Here is a 15563-nt window from a genome sequence, read left to right as displayed (position 1 = left end):
TGCTGCTCGGCCGGCGCGCACGGAGCTGAAAAGCGGAGCCGAGCATGCTCACCACACTGCAGACCTCCTACACGGACACCCGCGCCGGTGACCTGGCCTGGTGCCTGGGCGGCGATCCGCTGCCCGCGCTCGCGGTGCGCAATCTGAGACTGAACCGCCCGGACTTCCGGGACGGTGGAGCGGCCCAGGGCGGCCACGGCGGACCGGACGGCCGGGCGGGCCAGGACACCCGGACGCCGCGGGCCGGCGGCACCCTGCAACTGCGCCTGCTCGGCGCCTCGCACCAGGTGATCCTGGCGGCCGGGCCGGGCGAGTGCCTGGAGACCGTCGCCTGCATGCCGGGGCGGCAGACCCCGCTGCCGGCCCGGGTGGCCAAGCAGGTGGCGGGCTGGGAGTACGAGTTCGCCGCCCGGATCGAGGAACTCCCGCCGCACATCTTCGCCGCACGGGCCCAGGAGCTGCTGGCGCTGGTCGAGGGCCACCCCCGGGCGCTGGCCGGGATCTTCCCCGGCGACCCGAGCGCCTTCACCGCCCTGATGGCCCAGGACGCCCCGGACCGCGTGCTGTGGCGGACCTGGCACGCGTACCCGCAGGAGGGCCGCCTGGTCTGCACCCGATCCTCCCTGGTGGTGCGCGGCATTCCTTCGGGCGCGGACGGTCCGGGATTTCACTCCGATGGGTCAAGCAGGTAACCCGTGCTGGTGAGTCGTCAACTCCGCGTGCCGCATTGTCCGTCGAATGGGCGCAGCCTTTGATGCCGTACGTCGCCTAGCGTTTGTTCATGATCAACCAATCGGCGGGACCGCCGGTGCAGCCGGGCCTCGACTCCGAAGACCCTGCCCTGATCGGCCAGATCGGGGCACGGGCGGTCCGCGCCCGGGACGCCATACCGAGCGGACGGCTGCGTCGGCCCGCCCGGCCGCTGGTGCTGCTCGCCGCGTTCGTCTGTGCGGCGTGCGGGCTGGTCTACGAGCTCGAACTGGTCGCCCTCGGCGGCTACTTGCTCGGCGACTCGGTGACCCAGACCTCCGTGGTGCTGTCGGTCATGGTCTTCGCGATGGGCGTCGGTTCGCTGCTCGCCAAGCGGATGGCCCGCCGCCCGGCCACCGCCTTCGCGGTGATCGAGTGCGCGCTGGCCCTGGTCGGCGGCCTCTCGGTGCTGGTGCTGTACTCCTGCTGGGCCTGGCTCGACCGGTACGGGGCCACCATGGCCGGTCTGGTCGGGATGACCTTCGTGATCGGTGTGCTGATCGGCGCCGAGATCCCGCTGCTGATGACGCTGATCCAGCGGATCCGCCGCGAGGACGCGGGCCGTGCCGCCGCCGACCTCTTCGCCGCCGACTACGTCGGCGCGCTGATCGGCGGGCTGGCCTTCCCGTTCCTGCTGCTGCCCACCTTCGGCCAGGCCGCCGGGGCACTGCTGACCGGGGCGGTGAACGCCGTCGCGGGAGCGGCCGTGGTGCTCTGGCTCTTCCGCGAGGAGCCGCCGCCCCGGGCCCGGCTGCTGCTCTGGACCGGCTGCGGCCTGGTGCTGGCCGCCCTGGCCGCCGCTGCTGCCTTCACCGGCGCGATCGAACGGGCCGCCCGGCACGCCCTGTACGGCACCCAGGTCCGCTTCGCGACCCAGAGCCGGTTCCAGGAGATCGTGCTGAGCGGGCCCGCCCGGCCGGCCGATGCCGCCCCTGCGGACGCCGCCGCCGAGGCCGCCTACCGGGTGCCGCCGCAGCGCAGGGCAGGCCCGTTGGACGGCACCGCGCCACTGGAGCTGTTCCTGGACGGCCGGCTGGCCGTCTGCGGCCCCGACGAGTACCGGGACCACGAGGCGCTGGTGCACCCCGCGCTGGCGTCCGGTCCCAGTGCGCGGGTCCTGGTGCTCGGCGGGGACGGCCTGGCGCTGCGCGAGGTCCTGCGGCACTCCAAGGTCCGGTCGGTGGTGGTGGTCGAGCAGGACCCGGCACTGCCCGCCCTGGTCCGGGACGACCCGGCGCTCGGCGCGCTCAGCGAGCACGCCTTCGACGACCCGCGCGTCCGGCTGGTCGCCGCCGACCCGCTGCACTGGCTGCGCTCCGACCGGGAGTCGGCGGCCGAGCCGTTCGACGTGGTCGTCTCGGACGTGCCCGAGGCCGAAGAGCGGCGCGGCGAGAAGTACGCGTCGCTGGAGTTCTACGGCCTCGCGGCCCGCCGCCTGGCACCGCACGGACGCCTGGCGGTACGGACCGGCCCGGTCGGCCCCGAGCTCTGGACGGCCGAGGCCGGGCTTCGGCAGATCGGGCTGCACACCGTCCCGTACGAGGGCGCGGGCGGTCCGCACCACTGCTCGGGTGGCCCGCTCCCCGATCCGGCCTTCGTGCTGGCCGCCCGGGAACAGCCCGTCCTGGACCTCGGCACGGATGCCCCGGCACCGCGCTCGCTGACGGCCGAGGGACTGCGCACCGCCGCCCGGCTGCTGGCCGACCGCCGGCCGGCCGAGCCCCCGATCCCGATCACGCTGCTCGGCTGACCGTCAGCGGCCCCGAGTGCCGCGCCGCCCGTTGCGCCGCCCGCTGCACCACCCACCGCAGCTGCGCGAACGCACAACGTGAGCCGGTCGGGCGACCGGGCAGCGACCGGGCGGACGAACCTGCCCGCAAGCTCTCGCCCCGGCCGGACGGGTCGGTAGGCTCGCGGGCATGGAGCATGAGGTTGTCGTCCCGCTGCCGGCCACCGTCGTCCAGCAGGCGATGCAGGATCCGGAACTGCTGGTCCGCTGCGTCCCCGGGCTGAGCACCGACGCCGAGGAGGACGCCGACGCCGGCGCCGCCGCGGACACCCCGAAGAACGCCAGGAAGTCCGGCAAGGGCGGCCGGAAGAACGCCGCCAGGAAGGCCGCCGCAAGGTACGCCTTCGGCGACGAGATCGGTGGAAGGCTCCGGCTGCGGATCGGCGGCTCCACCATCACCTACCGGGGTGTGCTCTCGCTGATCGAGGGGCGGGAGGGTGTCCTCACCGCGTTCGCCGAGGGCCAGGAGTCCCGGGGCAGCGGCGAGGCGAGCGCCACCGTCCGCATCTCCGTGACGGAGGGCGGCGACGAGGACAAGAGCACCACCGTCCGGTTCACCGGTGACCTGAGCGCGACCGGCCGACTGGCCGAACTGGACACCGCCACCCTGGCCGCCGCGGGCCGCCGCCTGCTGGACCGGTTCACCGCCGCGCTGGCCGTCGAGGCCGGCGGCGAGGAGCCGCCCGGCGCCACCGTCGTGTACCTGGAGGCCCACGCCCCGGGCTTCGGCAGCGACCTCGACGAGGACCTCTCCGACCTGATCCCGTTCTCGGACGAGACCGTCTTCTCGAAGGCCCCGGAGGAACCCGCCGCCGACTCCACAGCCGGCGAATCCACCGTCGGCGAGGAGAGCGGGGCTCAGAGCACCGCCGAGCGGCCCGCCGAAGCGGACGAACCGCAGCAGGAACAGGAAGCGGAAGCAGAGACGGACCGGGCAGCGGCGTCGGCCGGGACCGGCGAGAGCGGTGCGGCCGCCGAAGCCGATGAGGCCGACGTGACCGATGAGGCGGACGAGGCCCAGGGGGCCCAGGAGGCGGCTGAGGCAGCCGTCGAGGCGGCGGCCGCCGCCGCCGAGATCCCCGACTCCCCGGCCGGCCTCGACTTCGAGTTCGAGCAGGAGTACGAGCACGGCCTCGGCTCGCCGGACGAGCCGCTCACCGGCCCGGTGCGCCGCAGCATCGTCGGCCGCTCGGCCGAGGAGGTGGACCACGCCCCGCCGCGCGGCCGGTACGCGCCCGCCCCGCCCACACGCAGCGCCCGTGCCCGTGCCGCCACCCGTTGGGGTGGTCCGGACGCGGCCCCGGTCGGCATCGGTCCGATCGGTGAGCGCAGCGCGATGCCCTGGGTGATCGGCGGCGGCGTGGCGCTGCTCGGCGGCGCGGTGGTCCTGGTCCGCGCCCTGCGCCGCCGCTGAGGTTCCCGCGCCGTCCGGGCCCGCCGCCTCCGGGCCGGAGGGCCCGGTCAGGACGGCAGCCGGCCGGCCGGGCCCTAGACTGGCTGCTCATGAGCAACGACCGCGACGCCCTGCTGGCGCAGATCAAGGACAAGGCCGTCGTGCACGGCAAGGTCACCCTCTCCTCCGGACTGGAGGCCGACTACTACGTCGACCTGCGCCGCATCACGCTGGACGCCGAGGCGGCGCCGCTGGTGGGCAAGGTCATGCTGGACGCCACCGCCGACCTGGACTACGACGCCGTGGGCGGTCTGACCCTGGGCGCCGACCCGGTGGCCGCCGCGATGCTGCACGCCGCCGCCGCCCGCGGCCGCAAGCTGGACGCCTTCGTGGTCCGCAAGGCGGGCAAGGCGCACGGTCTGCAGCGCCGTATCGAGGGCCCGGACGTCAAGGGCCGCCGGGTGCTGGCGGTCGAGGACACCTCCACCACCGGTGGTTCGGTGCTCACCGCGGTCGAGGCGCTGCGCGAGGCCGGTGCCGAGGTGGTCGGCGTCGCGGTGATCGTGGAGCGCGGTGCGGCCCCGGCGATCGAGAAGTCGGGCCTGCCGTACTACACCGCCTACACCCTGGACGACCTGGGCCTCTGAGCCCGTACCGACCGTCGACCGGTCGGTACGACGACGGCCGGTGTTTCACGTGAAACCACGTGGAACACCGGCCGTCGTCCGTTTGGGGAACGCTCCCGGAGCCGCGAGCCGAGGGGTCAGATCTTGCGGTGGCGGCCACCGCCGGTCACCGGCTCGCCGCCCTCGGCGACCAGGCCGGCCTTCTTCTTCTTCCGCTCGCGGATCACCTCGACGAGAATCGGCGAGATCGAGATCAGGATGATCAGGGCCATCGCGGGGATCAGGTACTTGTCGATCACCGGTGCCATCGCGTCGCCGAAGAAGTAACCGATCATCAGCATGGACTCGGTCCACAGCACACCGCCGACCAGGTTCCACACGAAGAAGGTCTTGGCCGGCATCTCCAGCGTGCCCGCGACCGGGTTGAGGAAGGTCCGCACGATCGGGATGAAACGTGCCATCACCACGGCCTTCGCCGGGCCGAACTTGTCGAAGTACTCCTCCGCCTTGACCACGTACTCCCGGCGGAAGATCTTCGACTCCGGCTTGTCGAACAGCCGTGGTCCGACCTTGGCCCCGATCAGGTGGCCGAGCTGTGCGCCGGCCACCGCGCAGATCGGCGCGCCGAGGAACAGCACGGCCGCCGGGAGCCTGGCGCCCTCGCCCAGGACCGAGGCGGCGGCGCTGGAGGAGGCCACTCCGGCCAGGATCAGCAGGGAGTCTCCGGGGAAGAAGAAACCGACCAGCAGGCCCGTCTCCGCGAAGATGATCGCGAGAAGCCCGATGGCGCCCAGCGACGAGATCAGCGACTTTGCGTCGAGCACGTTGACGGCTAGCTGGTTCATGGTGTCCACGCGCGCAGGATAGCGCTCCAGGCTTGCGGGAGGCTGAAGGTGCCGGTCCGGCCCGGGCCTCAGCCGTCGCTTCCGACGGCTCGTGTCCCAAGTGGCGGGCCGCTGGGTGAACCCGGGGGGCAAGTCTGGGAAGATGGCACAGGTGTCCGCCTCGCGGTCATGGAACCACCCTCGTCCACGTACCGCGGTTGGCACCGTCGAACCAGGTACCAGAGCCGCACCGCAGCGTTGCGTCGGCCAGCAGGTGCCGCACCTCGACCCAGGCGTACCGCGCCTCGGACAGCGTCGTCCGAGCGCCCCACACCGACAGGAGCGGATTCGCATGCCCATCGCAACTCCCGAGGTCTACAACGAGATGCTCGACCGGGCCAAGGCGGGCAAGTTCGCCTACCCGGCCATCAACGTCACCTCGTCGCAGACGCTGCACGCTGCGCTGCGCGGCTTCGCCGAGGCCGAGAGCGACGGCATCATCCAGATCTCCACCGGTGGTGCCGAGTTCCTCGGCGGCCAGCACAACAAGGACATGGTGACCGGCGCCGTCGCGCTCGCCGAGTTCGCGCACATCGTGGCCGCCAAGTACGACGTCACCGTCGCGCTGCACACCGACCACTGCCCGAAGGACAAGCTGGACGGCTACGTCCGCCCGCTGCTGGCGATCTCCGCCGAGCGCGTGGCCAAGGGCCTGAACCCGCTCTTCCAGTCGCACATGTGGGACGGCTCCGCCGAGACCCTGAACGACAACCTAGCCATCGCCGAGGAGCTGCTGGCCCAGGCCCGCGCCGCCAAGATCATCCTTGAGGTCGAGATCACCCCGACCGGCGGCGAGGAGGACGGCGTCTCGCACGAGATCAACGACGAGCTGTACACCACCGTCAACGACGCCGTCCGCACCGCCGAGGCCCTGGGCCTGGGCGAGAAGGGCCGCTACCTGCTGGCCGCCTCCTTCGGCAACGTGCACGGTGTCTACAAGCCGGGCAACGTCGTGCTGAAGCCGGAGCTGCTGCGCGAGCTGCAGGACGCGATCGGCAAGCAGTACGGCAAGGCCGAGCCGTTCGACTTCGTCTTCCATGGCGGCTCGGGCTCCACCGCCGAGGAGATCGCCACCGCGCTGGAGAACGGCGTCGTGAAGATGAACCTCGACACCGACACCCAGTACGCCTTCACCCGCCCGGTCGCGGACCACATGTTCCGCAACTACGACGGCGTGCTGAAGGTCGACGGCGAGGTCGGCAAGAAGAACACCTACGACCCGCGCACCTGGGGCAAGCTGGCCGAGGCCGGCATGGCCGCCCGCGTGCTGGAGGCCGCCCAGCAGCTGCGCTCGGCCGGCAACCGCATCAAGTAGGACCCGGCGAACCAGGCCCTGCGAACCAGGCCCTGACAGCCGGAAGGGGCGCTCTCCGCGACGGCGGAGGGCGCCCCTTCGGCATGGCGCCGGGCTGCTACTGCTTGAGCTCGGCGTACGCCTCCTCGCTGCTGTCCCGCAGGAACTGCCAGCAGCGCTCGGCCTCCTCGGTCTCCTTGATCGCGTCGGCCGCGCGGGCCAGTCCGGCGAGGCAGCGCAGGAAGCCCCGGTTGCCCCGGTGCTCCCACGGCACCGGACCGTGGCCCTTCCAGCCGCTGCGGCGCAGCGCGTCCAGGCCCCGGTGGTAGCCGGTGCGCGCGTAGGCGTACGACTCCACCACCCGACCGGCGTCGAAGGCGTCGTCCGCGAGCATCGCCCAGGCCAGCGAGAAGGTCGGGAACGCCGCCGCGACCTGGGTCGGGGACGCCGACTCCTCCCCGAGCATCCGGTACGGCTGCTCGTCCTCGGGCAGCAGGGTCGGCTCCGGTCCACCGAGCAGGTTCTTGAAGTTGGTCATGGGGTGAAGTCTGCCATCCGTCCCCCGCACACGGTCCGAGAGCGTTCGAACACCTTCTGTGCCCCGGGAGGGCTTGCGCGCGCGGCGCATACGGAGTACGTGGACAGCCCGGCGCGCGGCGTGCAAGGGTGGACGGTGCCGTCAACGAGTTGACGTTTCATCACCCCTGTAGGGCGATCAGAGAGCTTACGCGTGCGAGCAACTCCGAAGAGCCGGTCCAAAGCCGCCCCGAACCGTCGGCAGGCCAGGCGCCGCCGACAGGCCAAGCGACGCCGACTGGTCATTCAGCTCGTACTGGCGGGCGGCGTGCTGGCCGCGGCCGCCGCGCTGCTGATACCCGGCGGCGGCGGTGACACGCCGTCCACCGGTCCCACCACCCAGGCACGGGCGGTCCCCTCGCTGAGCGAGTCTCCGAGCGCGGACGCCTCCGACACCTCCGGCGCCCGGGTGGAGTCCCCGAGTTCACCCCCCTCGGCATCGGCACCGGCATCGGCCTCGACCGGCAGCACGGCGGACCCGGGACCGGTCAAGGGCAAGGGCACCTTCACCACCGCCACCGCCGACGGGGACGCCGTCGGGCACGGCAAGATCCGCCGCTACAAGGTCCAGGTCGAGGACGGCATCGGGGTCGACGCCGCGGCAGCCGCCAAGCAGATCCACAACATCCTCTCCGACAAGCGGAGTTGGACCACCGACGGCAAGAACGGCTTCCAGCTGGTCGCCGACGGACAGTACGACTTCACCATCAAGATCGCCTCTCCGGACACCGTCGACGCGATCTGCGCGACCGGCGGACTGAACACCGGCGGCGAGGTGAACTGCGACGTCGGCCCGCAGGTGGTGGTCAACCTCAAGCGCTGGAACACCGGTTCGCCGCAGTTCACCGGCACGATCGACGACTACCGGGCGCTGATCGTCAACCACGAGGTCGGCCACCGGATCGGCCACGGCCACGAAGGCTGCCCCGGCAAGGGCAAGCTCGCGCCCGCGATGATGCAGCAGATCTACGGCCTCAACGGCTGCCTGCCCAACGCCTGGCCGTACACCGCCGACGGGACCTACATCAGCGGCCCGAGCGTGCCGTAACCCCGGACCGTACGTCGGCCCTTGGGCGCCGCGGCCGGCCCTGTCCCGCGCACCCTGCCGATCGTCCGAGGCCGCGCACCCACCCGGTGTGCGCGGCCCGCACGGCCGGACGCGGTGCCCCGGCTCAGTACTCGACGGCGGCGATCCCGTCCGGGGTGCCGAGCACCACCCGGCCCTCGGCCAGGGCGAGTGCCCAGACCTGGGAGCCGATCCGCAGTTCCAGTACCGGCTCGGGACGGCCCACCGAGAAGACCCGGACCAGGCCGTCGCCCCACGCGGCGGCGACCACCGCACCGTCCTGGGTCCCGGCCGCCGCGACCGCGCCGACCGGTCCTGCACGGCGGTCCAGCGGCTCGGACTCCGGCGGTGTGCCGGGGCTCCAGAGCCGGACGGTGCCGTCGAAGCCGCCGCTGACCAGCACCGCGCGCCCGTCCACCGACGTACCCGCGAGCGCCGTGACCGGGCCGGTGTGCAGGCGTTCGCCGAGTACGGCGCCGTCCTGGTACCAGTGCAGCGAGCCGGACTCGTCGGCCACCACCGGTACCGAGCCGGACGGGCCGGGGACGACCGCCAGCGCGCTCATGCCGCTCTCGGCGGCGCCGCGCAGGGCGTCCAGCGGGCCCGCCACGGCGGCGGGCTGACCGGATCCGCTCCCGGGGGCCGGGAGCACCTCCAGACCGCCCCAGGCGTCGAGCAGCAGGACCGATCCGTCGGAGGCGACGGCGAGCGCCCGCAGCGGCTTGGGCCCCGGCGTGGCCACCCGGGCCAGCGGGACACCGGTCTGGGCCTGGACGGTCCGGATCGTGCCGCCCGGGTCGGCGAGCAGCAGCTGGCCCGCGTAGGCACCCGCGCCCAGGGCCAGCGAGGCGACCGCGCCGGGCCAGCCGATCGAGGAGTTGGGCCAGAGCGCCCAGGCCCCGCGCCAGGGTCCGGGTACGGCGGCGAGCCGCTCGGCGGCCACGTCGTCCAGGCCGAGCAGCCGGGTGCGCAGCAGGGCGGCCCGCACGCCGGGGTCGGGTTCGGCGATCAGCGCCGGTCCGGCCACGGCCCAGGCGGTCGGGATCGGGCCGCCGGTGCCTTCCAGGGCTGCGGTCACCGCGACCGGGCCCGCGTAGCTGAGCAGGGGCGGATCGGCCAGCAGTTGGCCGGTGCTGCCCTCGCGGGTGGTCGCCGTCCACAGGTCGGAGAGCAGCTGTTCGCCGGCGGCGGACGGGTCGGGGGCGCCGTCGGCCAGGCGCGGTACCCGGGCGGCCAGTTGGGCCACGGTCGCGGATGTGTCGGGCCGGCTGTGGCCGAGCGCGGCCCCCGGGCTCGGGTAGCCGGCCGGATCGGCTTCCAGGCCCGCGCACCAATTGTCGTAGCGGGCGCGGTCGGTCCACTGCGGCTGGTCGAGGTCGAGAACGGCGGGCTGCTCGACGGCGGTGAGGCCGAGCGCTTCCGGGCTGCCCTCCTCGGCCTCCACCAGCAGTCTGACCCGGGGCAGGCGCAGCAGCGGGTCGAGGAGTTCGGCGACCAGCCGGGCGGGGTCGACGGCCCGGTTGAGGCCGGGGACGCAGACGACGGTACGACTGTCGCTCTCGGCCAGTGCGGTGAGCAGGTCGCCGGGGCTCCGGGCGACCACCCCGAGCTGGTGGCCGAGCGCCCAGACCGCTCCGCGCACGCTCGCCCCGGCGGCGGGGAACACCGCGTGCAGCCGCCGCCCCTCGGGGGCCAGCTCGTCGCCGCCGACCCGGATCAGCCACTCCAGCAGGTGGGTCTTGCCCGAACCGGGCGAGCCGGAGATCCGGCAGAGCCGGGGCGAGCGGTCGTCGTCCAGCCAGCCCAGCAGCGCAGCGCCGGCCGGGCGGCGCCCGGCCCGCAGCGGCGGTATCGCGTGGCCCTGCTCGGTCATGCCAAATCCCCCTCGTCCGTGCCTGTTCCGGCCGGGTGGTGAGCTTACTTGGCCTTCGCCGGAACGGACCGGGTCGGTGTCGGAGTGCGGACGACGGGGGTGGCCGGCCGTCAGCCCATGACGGGCAGGTACTCGGCGAGTCCGCTGCGCTCGCCGCTGGCCGAGACGGCGGCGGACTCGACGGCGGCAGCCCATCCGGTGCGCCCGGTGGCGAGCCGGATCCAGGTGAGCGGGTCGGTCTCGACCACGTTCGGCGGGGTGCCGCGGGTGTGCCTCGGGCCGGGTACGGCCTGCACCACGGCGTAGGGGGGAATCCTCAACTCCACCGAACCACCGGGAACCTGCTCGGCGAAGGCGTCGGCCAGCAGCCGGGTCACCGCGGCCACGGCCTGCTTGGCGTGCGGGAACTCGGCGAGGCCGAGGGCGTCGGCGAGGTCGTCCGCGTGCACCACGGTCTCGACCAGCCGGGTCACCAGGACGTCGGCCAGCAGCATCGGGCCGAATCGGCTCACGAACCGCCGTCCCGGCTCGGCGACCTGGCGGCTGTCCAGGGCGCCCAGCAGCGCTTCGACGGCACTGTCGAACTCCCGGGCCAGCTGCTCGGGTGAGCCCCCGAAGGCACCCTGCGCATGCTCCTTCGCCGCCGCCTCGACCACCGGGGCGGCGCTCCGCGTCAGACCGACCCACTCGACCAGTCCGAGCGGGTTGCCGTGCGGCACCGGGTCGTCGAGGCGGCCGGGCAGCTGCGCCAAGCCCTGTCCCAGGTGCGCGAGGAGCTGGCGGACGTTCCACGCCCCGAGCCTGGTCGGCCGGTCGAGGAGTTCGGCGGCCGCCGGGTCGGCGCACAGCCGGTGGACGGCGGCGCGCAGCGCCTCGGTCTGCCCGGCGAGGGCGGCGCGGACCTTGACGGGGTCGTACACACGGGGCTTGGCCATACCGGCAGGCTAGCGCCGGCCTCGGACCGGCGGGGTGCGCAGCCGGACAACAAGGGCAACGGGAAGGGGCGCGGGGAACCGCGGACGACCACGCCCCCGCTGCGGAGGGCTGGTCGCACGGTTCGCCGCGCCCCTGGCCGGATCGGACCCGGCTACCCGGAGATCAGACCTGAGCTCAGGCCGGAGTTCAGGCCAGCAGGGCCTCGATGACACCGGTGTGGGCGTCCCTCAGCTCGGCCAGCGAGACGGTGAACTGGCCCTGGACGTCCAGGGTTTCGCCGTCGACGACACCGATCCGGGCGACCGGGAGGCCGCGTGCGCCGCACATGTCGTTGAACCGGACCTCCTCGCTGCGCGGCACCGCGACAACCGCGCGGCCCGCCGACTCGGAGAACAGGAACACGAACGGGTCGAGGCCCTCGGGCACCACGACCCGGGCACCGTTGCCGCCCTTGAGGCAGCTCTCCACCAGCGCCATGGCCAGGCCGCCGTCGGAGAGGTCGTGCGCGGCGTCGATCATGCCGTCGCGCGAGGCGGCGATCAGGATCTCACCGAGCAGCCGCTCGCGCTCCAGGTCCACCTTGGGCGGCAGGCCGCCGAGGTGGTCGTGGACGACCTGCGACCAGGCGGAGCCGCCCAGTTCGTCGGCGGTGTCGCCGAGCAGGTAGAGCAGCTGGCCGGCCTCGCCGAAGCCGATCGGGGTGCGCCGGGTGACGTCGTCGATCACGCCGAGCACCGCGACCACGGGGGTCGGGTGGATGGCGGTCTCGCCGGTCTGGTTGTAGAGCGAGACGTTGCCGCCGGTGACCGGGGTGCCGAGCTCCAGGCAGGCGTCGGCCAGGCCGCGGGTGGCCTCGGCGAACTGCCACATCACGTCCGGGTCCTCGGGGGAGCCGAAGTTGAGGCAGTCGGAGACGGCGAGCGGCTTGGCACCGCCGGCCGCGACGTTGCGGAACGCCTCGGCGAGGGCCAGCTGGGCGCCGGTGTACGGGTCCAGCTTGGTGTAGCGGCCGTTGCCGTCGGTGGCGACCGAGACGCCGAGGTCGGTCTCCTCGTCGATCCGGATCATCCCGGAGTCCTCGGGCGAGGAGAGCACCGTGTTGCCCAGCACGTAGCGGTCGTACTGGTCGGTGATCCACGCCTTGGAGGCCTGATTGGGCGACCCGACGACCTTGAGCAGGTCCGCCTTCAGCGCGTCGCCGCCGGCCGGGCGGGCCAGGCGCTCGGCGGTCGGCGCGTCGGCCTGGAGCGCGTCCTGCCAGCTCGGGCGGGCGTACGGGCGCTGGTAGGTCGGGCCCTCGTGGGCGACGGTGCGCGGCGGCACGTCGACCACCAGCTCGCCGTGCCAGAAGATCTCCAGGCGCTCGCCGTCGGTCACCTCACCGATCACGGTGGCGATGACGTCCCACTTCTCGCAGATCTCCAGGAAGCGGTCGACCTTGTCCGGCTCGACGATCGCGCACATGCGCTCCTGCGACTCGCTCATGAGGATCTCCTCGGGCGAGAGCGTGTTGTCGCGCAGCGGCACGGTGTCCAGCTCGATCCGCATACCGCCGGAGCCGGCCGAGGCCAGCTCGCTGGTCGCGCAGGACAGGCCCGCGCCACCGAGGTCCTGAATGCCCTTCACCAGCTTCTCGGCGAAGATCTCCAGGGTGCACTCGATGAGCAGCTTCTCCTGGAACGGGTCGCCGACCTGGACGGCGGGGCGCTTGGCCGGGCCGGTCGCGTCGAAGGTCTCGGAGGCCAGCACCGAGACGCCGCCGATGCCGTCGCCGCCGGTCCGGGCGCCGTACAGGATGACCTTGTTGCCGGCGCCGGAGGCCTGCGCGAGGTGGATGTCCTCGTGCTTCATCACGCCCACGCAGAGCGCGTTGACCAGCGGGTTGCCCTGGTAGCAGGGGTCGAAGACGACCTCGCCGCCGATGTTGGGCAGGCCCAGGCAGTTGCCGTAGCCGCCGATGCCCGCGACGATCCCGGGCAGCACGCGCCGGGTGTCCGGGTGGTCGGCCGCACCGAAGCGCAGCGGGTCCATCACGGCGACCGGGCGGGCGCCCATCGCCAGGATGTCGCGGACGATGCCGCCGATGCCGGTGGCCGCGCCCTGGTAGGGCTCGATGTACGACGGGTGGTTGTGCGACTCGACCTTGAAGGTGACCGCGTAACCCTGGCCGACGTCCACCACACCGGCGTTCTCGCCGATGCCGACGAGCATGGCGGTGCTGTCGGGCTTCTTCTCGCCGAACTGCTTCAGGTGCACCTTGGAGCTCTTGTACGAGCAGTGCTCCGACCACATGACCGAGTACATCGCCAGCTCGGCGCCGGTGGGGCGGCGACCGAGGATCTCGCGGATCCGGGCGTACTCGTCTTCCTTCAGACCGAGCTCGGCCCAGGGCTGGGCGGAGTCCGGGGTCTGCTCGGCGTTCGTGACGGTGTCGAGGGACATCAGGCGTTCACCAGCTGCTTCAGGACGGAGGTGAAGAAGCCCAGGCCCTCGGTGGTCGGACCGGTGAGCGGCTCCACGGCGTGCTCGGGGTGGGGCATCAGACCGACGACGTTTCCGGCGGCATTGGTGATCCCGGCGATGTCACGGTACGAACCGTTGGGGTTGCCGAATCCGTCGGCCGCCGCGCCCTGGGTGGCGTAGCGGGCCACGACCCGGCCCTCGGCCTCCAGTCCGTCCAGGACGTGCTCGTCGGCGACGAAGCGGCCCTCGCCGTTCTTCAGCGGGACGACGATTTCCTGGCCTGCCGAGTAATCGCGGGTCCAGGCGGTGTCGGCGTTCTCGATGCGCAGCTTCTGGTCGCGGCAGATGAAGTGCAGCGAGTCGTTGCGGGTGAGCGCACCGGGCAGCAGGTGGGATTCGCAGAGCACCTGGAAGCCGTTGCAGATACCAAGGACCGGCATTCCCAGCTTGGCCTGCTCGATGACGGTGTCCATCACCGGAGAGAAGCGGGAGATGGCGCCGCAGCGCAGATAGTCGCCGTAACTGAATCCGCCCGGCAGGACGACGGCGTCGACCTGGTGGAGATCCTTGTCACGGTGCCAGAGGGCGACCGGCTCGGCGCCGGCCAGGCGGACCGCACGCTGGGCGTCGCGGTCGTCGAGGGAGCCGGGGAAAGTGACTACGCCTACGCGAGTGGTCACTTGCCGTCCTCCTCGATCCGGACGGTGAAGTCCTCGATCACGGTGTTCGCGAGGAAGGTCTCGGCGGCTTCGCGGATGCGGGCAAGCGCGGCGTCGTCCACCGGCCCTTCCAGCTCCAGTTCGAAACGCTTGCCCTGGCGGACGTCGGCGATCCCGTCGAATCCGAGACGAGGCAGTGCACGCTGCACCGCCTGCCCCTGGGGGTCGAGGATCTCCGGCTTGAGCATGACGTCGACTACGACGCGTGCCACTTGCACTCCCGGTGGTGTGGTGCGTGAAGGCGGGGGACCTTCAGACTACCGGGGCTTTCGGGCGAGTTTGCGTCCCGGGCGAGGCAACGCGCGTAGACCAACGCCCCTTACGCACCAAGGGTTCCAGGGCACTCGGCCACCTGTGACAGTGCCCGCTTTCGGCGGCTTAAATCTCCTCTCCGGGCCAAGCGCGGGAACGCCCGAATACCGGCACTCCGGACAGATCGACCACCCGTATCAGCACTATCCACCACACGTGAAGATGGATGAAAATTAGGAAAAAGAAAGCATGGAGGCCTTCGATTTCCGCCCACTTTGGGTGCAGAATAGGGCGACCGGCGACGGAGAGTCGGGCGTATCGGCATGGGCCGATGCCGTCCGCCTGCTCATTCCCAGCCGGTGCACAGGGTCGGCGAGCGCAGCCCCGCGCCCGGCGGCCGAATTGCCCGAGAGGATTGACACCCATGGCTCAGCGTGTAGTTGTCACGCTCTCCGACGATCTGGACGGCGGCGCCGCCGCGGAAACCGTCCACTTCGGCGTAGACGGGAAGTCGTACGAGATCGACCTGTCCGTGGACAACGCGGAGAAGCTGCGGGAGGCCCTCGCTCCGTTCGTCGCGGCCGGGCGCCGCCAGAGCCGTACCGGAAAGTCCTTCCGCCGCACCGCGCTCACCCCCGACCCGGCCGCCGTCCGCGCCTGGGCGCAGTCGCGCGGCATGGAGCTGCCCGCCCGCGGCCGTATCCCCAAGCACGTCTACGAGGCTTTTGCCGAGGCCAACTGACCCGGCACGGCGGGCTCGTCGTCCCCACCCCGACCACACCGGCGGGAAGGGTGGGGCGACCACCCCGATCCATGGGGTAGAGTATTTCTCGTCGCCGCAACCGGGAGACCGGGACGGCGGCCGGTGCGAGTAGGTGGAAACACCTGAAGCACCGTGCGGACGTGGCTCAGTTGGTAGAGCATCACCTTGCCAAGGTGAGG

At 72.4% G+C, this 15563-nt stretch carries 14 protein-coding genes; 7 read left to right on the top strand and 7 right to left on the bottom strand.

All coding sequences use genetic code 11. From position 1 onward, the window contains the following. Positions 1-44 precede the first annotated feature (44 nt). The 4 genes from UK12_RS24245 to pyrE all read left to right on the top strand — a co-directional run bounded on the left by UK12_RS24245 (position 45) and on the right by pyrE (position 4579). Positions 45-692 (top strand): DUF2617 family protein, encoded by a 648-nt coding sequence (locus tag UK12_RS24245; protein WP_045305244.1) that lies wholly within the window; start codon positions 45-47, stop codon positions 690-692. An 89-nt stretch (positions 693-781) separates the two neighbouring features. After that, positions 782-2500 carry a spermidine synthase gene (locus tag UK12_RS24240; RefSeq protein ID WP_052682119.1) on the top strand — a complete coding sequence of 573 codons (1719 nt, stop codon included), beginning with the start codon at positions 782-784 and terminating at the stop codon, positions 2498-2500. A gap of 169 nt (positions 2501-2669) precedes the next feature. Continuing rightward, entirely contained in the window at positions 2670-3953 is a 1284-nt protein-coding gene (locus tag UK12_RS24235; RefSeq protein WP_045305243.1) for a hypothetical protein, read from the top strand. Between the two features lie 89 nt (positions 3954-4042). Further along, on the top strand, positions 4043-4579 hold the full coding sequence (pyrE, locus tag UK12_RS24230; RefSeq protein ID WP_045305242.1) for an orotate phosphoribosyltransferase: 537 nt from the start codon (positions 4043-4045) through the stop codon (positions 4577-4579). A gap of 116 nt (positions 4580-4695) precedes the next feature. Here pyrE and UK12_RS24225 read toward each other — a convergent pair whose 3' ends face one another. Beyond that, the gene (locus UK12_RS24225) at positions 4696-5403 is read right to left on the bottom strand and encodes a DedA family protein (RefSeq protein WP_052682121.1); all 708 of its coding nucleotides are present in this window, start codon (positions 5401-5403) and stop codon (positions 4696-4698) included. A gap of 331 nt (positions 5404-5734) precedes the next feature. Here UK12_RS24225 and fbaA point away from each other — a divergent pair, with 331 nt between their 5' ends. Continuing rightward, on the top strand, positions 5735-6757 hold the full coding sequence (fbaA, locus tag UK12_RS24220) for a class II fructose-bisphosphate aldolase (RefSeq protein ID WP_045305240.1): 1023 nt from the start codon (positions 5735-5737) through the stop codon (positions 6755-6757). A 97-nt stretch (positions 6758-6854) separates the two neighbouring features. Here fbaA and UK12_RS24215 read toward each other — a convergent pair whose 3' ends face one another. Then, a complete protein-coding gene (locus UK12_RS24215; protein WP_045305239.1) occupies positions 6855-7274 on the bottom strand; it encodes a DUF3151 domain-containing protein in 420 nt (139 codons plus the stop codon). 192 nt (positions 7275-7466) lie between these two features. Between UK12_RS24215 and UK12_RS24210 the strand changes: the two genes are divergently transcribed. Then, positions 7467-8360, top strand: a complete 894-nt coding sequence (locus UK12_RS24210) for a DUF3152 domain-containing protein (RefSeq protein ID WP_045305238.1) — start codon at positions 7467-7469, stop codon at positions 8358-8360. Between the two features lie 124 nt (positions 8361-8484). Here the strand turns inward: UK12_RS24210 and UK12_RS24205 are convergent, their stop codons facing one another. From UK12_RS24205 to purS, 5 genes are all read right to left on the bottom strand, one after another. Beyond that, complete coding sequence (locus UK12_RS24205; RefSeq protein WP_045305237.1) at positions 8485-10251, bottom strand: WD40 repeat domain-containing protein; 1767 nt, start codon at positions 10249-10251, stop codon at positions 8485-8487. A gap of 110 nt (positions 10252-10361) precedes the next feature. After that, the gene (locus UK12_RS24200; protein WP_045305236.1) at positions 10362-11186 is read right to left on the bottom strand and encodes a maleylpyruvate isomerase family mycothiol-dependent enzyme; all 825 of its coding nucleotides are present in this window, start codon (positions 11184-11186) and stop codon (positions 10362-10364) included. A 187-nt stretch (positions 11187-11373) separates the two neighbouring features. Further along, positions 11374-13629 (bottom strand): phosphoribosylformylglycinamidine synthase subunit PurL, encoded by a 2256-nt coding sequence (purL, locus tag UK12_RS24195; RefSeq protein WP_045305235.1) that lies wholly within the window; start codon positions 13627-13629, stop codon positions 11374-11376. Next, the gene (gene purQ, locus UK12_RS24190) at positions 13629-14330 is read right to left on the bottom strand and encodes a phosphoribosylformylglycinamidine synthase subunit PurQ (RefSeq protein WP_045305234.1); all 702 of its coding nucleotides are present in this window, start codon (positions 14328-14330) and stop codon (positions 13629-13631) included. Before purQ ends, purL begins: the two co-directional genes overlap by 1 nt. Continuing rightward, positions 14327-14581, bottom strand: coding sequence for a phosphoribosylformylglycinamidine synthase subunit PurS (gene purS, locus UK12_RS24185; protein WP_045305233.1), 255 nt, complete (start codon positions 14579-14581; stop codon positions 14327-14329). The genes purQ and purS overlap by 4 nt, the downstream gene beginning before the upstream one ends. Positions 14582-15045: 464 nt before the next feature. Here purS and UK12_RS24180 point away from each other — a divergent pair, with 464 nt between their 5' ends. Continuing rightward, the gene (locus tag UK12_RS24180; protein WP_030304494.1) at positions 15046-15363 is read left to right on the top strand and encodes a histone-like nucleoid-structuring protein Lsr2; all 318 of its coding nucleotides are present in this window, start codon (positions 15046-15048) and stop codon (positions 15361-15363) included. The last annotated feature ends 200 nt before the right edge of the window (positions 15364-15563 follow it).

Origin of the sequence: Saccharothrix sp. ST-888, from assembly GCF_000955975.1 — a bacterium.
In the GTDB taxonomy this organism is placed as follows: Bacteria; Actinomycetota; Actinomycetes; order Streptomycetales; family Streptomycetaceae; genus Kitasatospora.
Note: the sequence above shows the minus strand (reverse complement) of the source record. Positions and strands in the feature narration are given on the sequence as shown.

Coding starts and splice junctions, on each gene's coding strand:
- fbaA (WP_045305240.1), top strand. CDS start 5,735: ATGCCCATCGCAACTCCCGAGGTCTACAACGAGATGCTCGACCGGGCC.
- UK12_RS24215 (WP_045305239.1), bottom strand. CDS start 7,274: ATGACCAACTTCAAGAACCTGCTCGGTGGACCGGAGCCGACCCTGCTG.
- UK12_RS24240 (WP_052682119.1), top strand. CDS start 782: ATGATCAACCAATCGGCGGGACCGCCGGTGCAGCCGGGCCTCGACTCC.
- pyrE (WP_045305242.1), top strand. CDS start 4,043: ATGAGCAACGACCGCGACGCCCTGCTGGCGCAGATCAAGGACAAGGCC.
- UK12_RS24200 (WP_045305236.1), bottom strand. CDS start 11,186: ATGGCCAAGCCCCGTGTGTACGACCCCGTCAAGGTCCGCGCCGCCCTC.
- purL (WP_045305235.1), bottom strand. CDS start 13,629: ATGTCCCTCGACACCGTCACGAACGCCGAGCAGACCCCGGACTCCGCC.
- UK12_RS24245 (WP_045305244.1), top strand. CDS start 45: ATGCTCACCACACTGCAGACCTCCTACACGGACACCCGCGCCGGTGAC.
- UK12_RS24235 (WP_045305243.1), top strand. CDS start 2,670: ATGGAGCATGAGGTTGTCGTCCCGCTGCCGGCCACCGTCGTCCAGCAG.
- UK12_RS24180 (WP_030304494.1), top strand. CDS start 15,046: ATGGCTCAGCGTGTAGTTGTCACGCTCTCCGACGATCTGGACGGCGGC.
- UK12_RS24205 (WP_045305237.1), bottom strand. CDS start 10,251: ATGACCGAGCAGGGCCACGCGATACCGCCGCTGCGGGCCGGGCGCCGC.
- UK12_RS24225 (WP_052682121.1), bottom strand. CDS start 5,403: ATGAACCAGCTAGCCGTCAACGTGCTCGACGCAAAGTCGCTGATCTCG.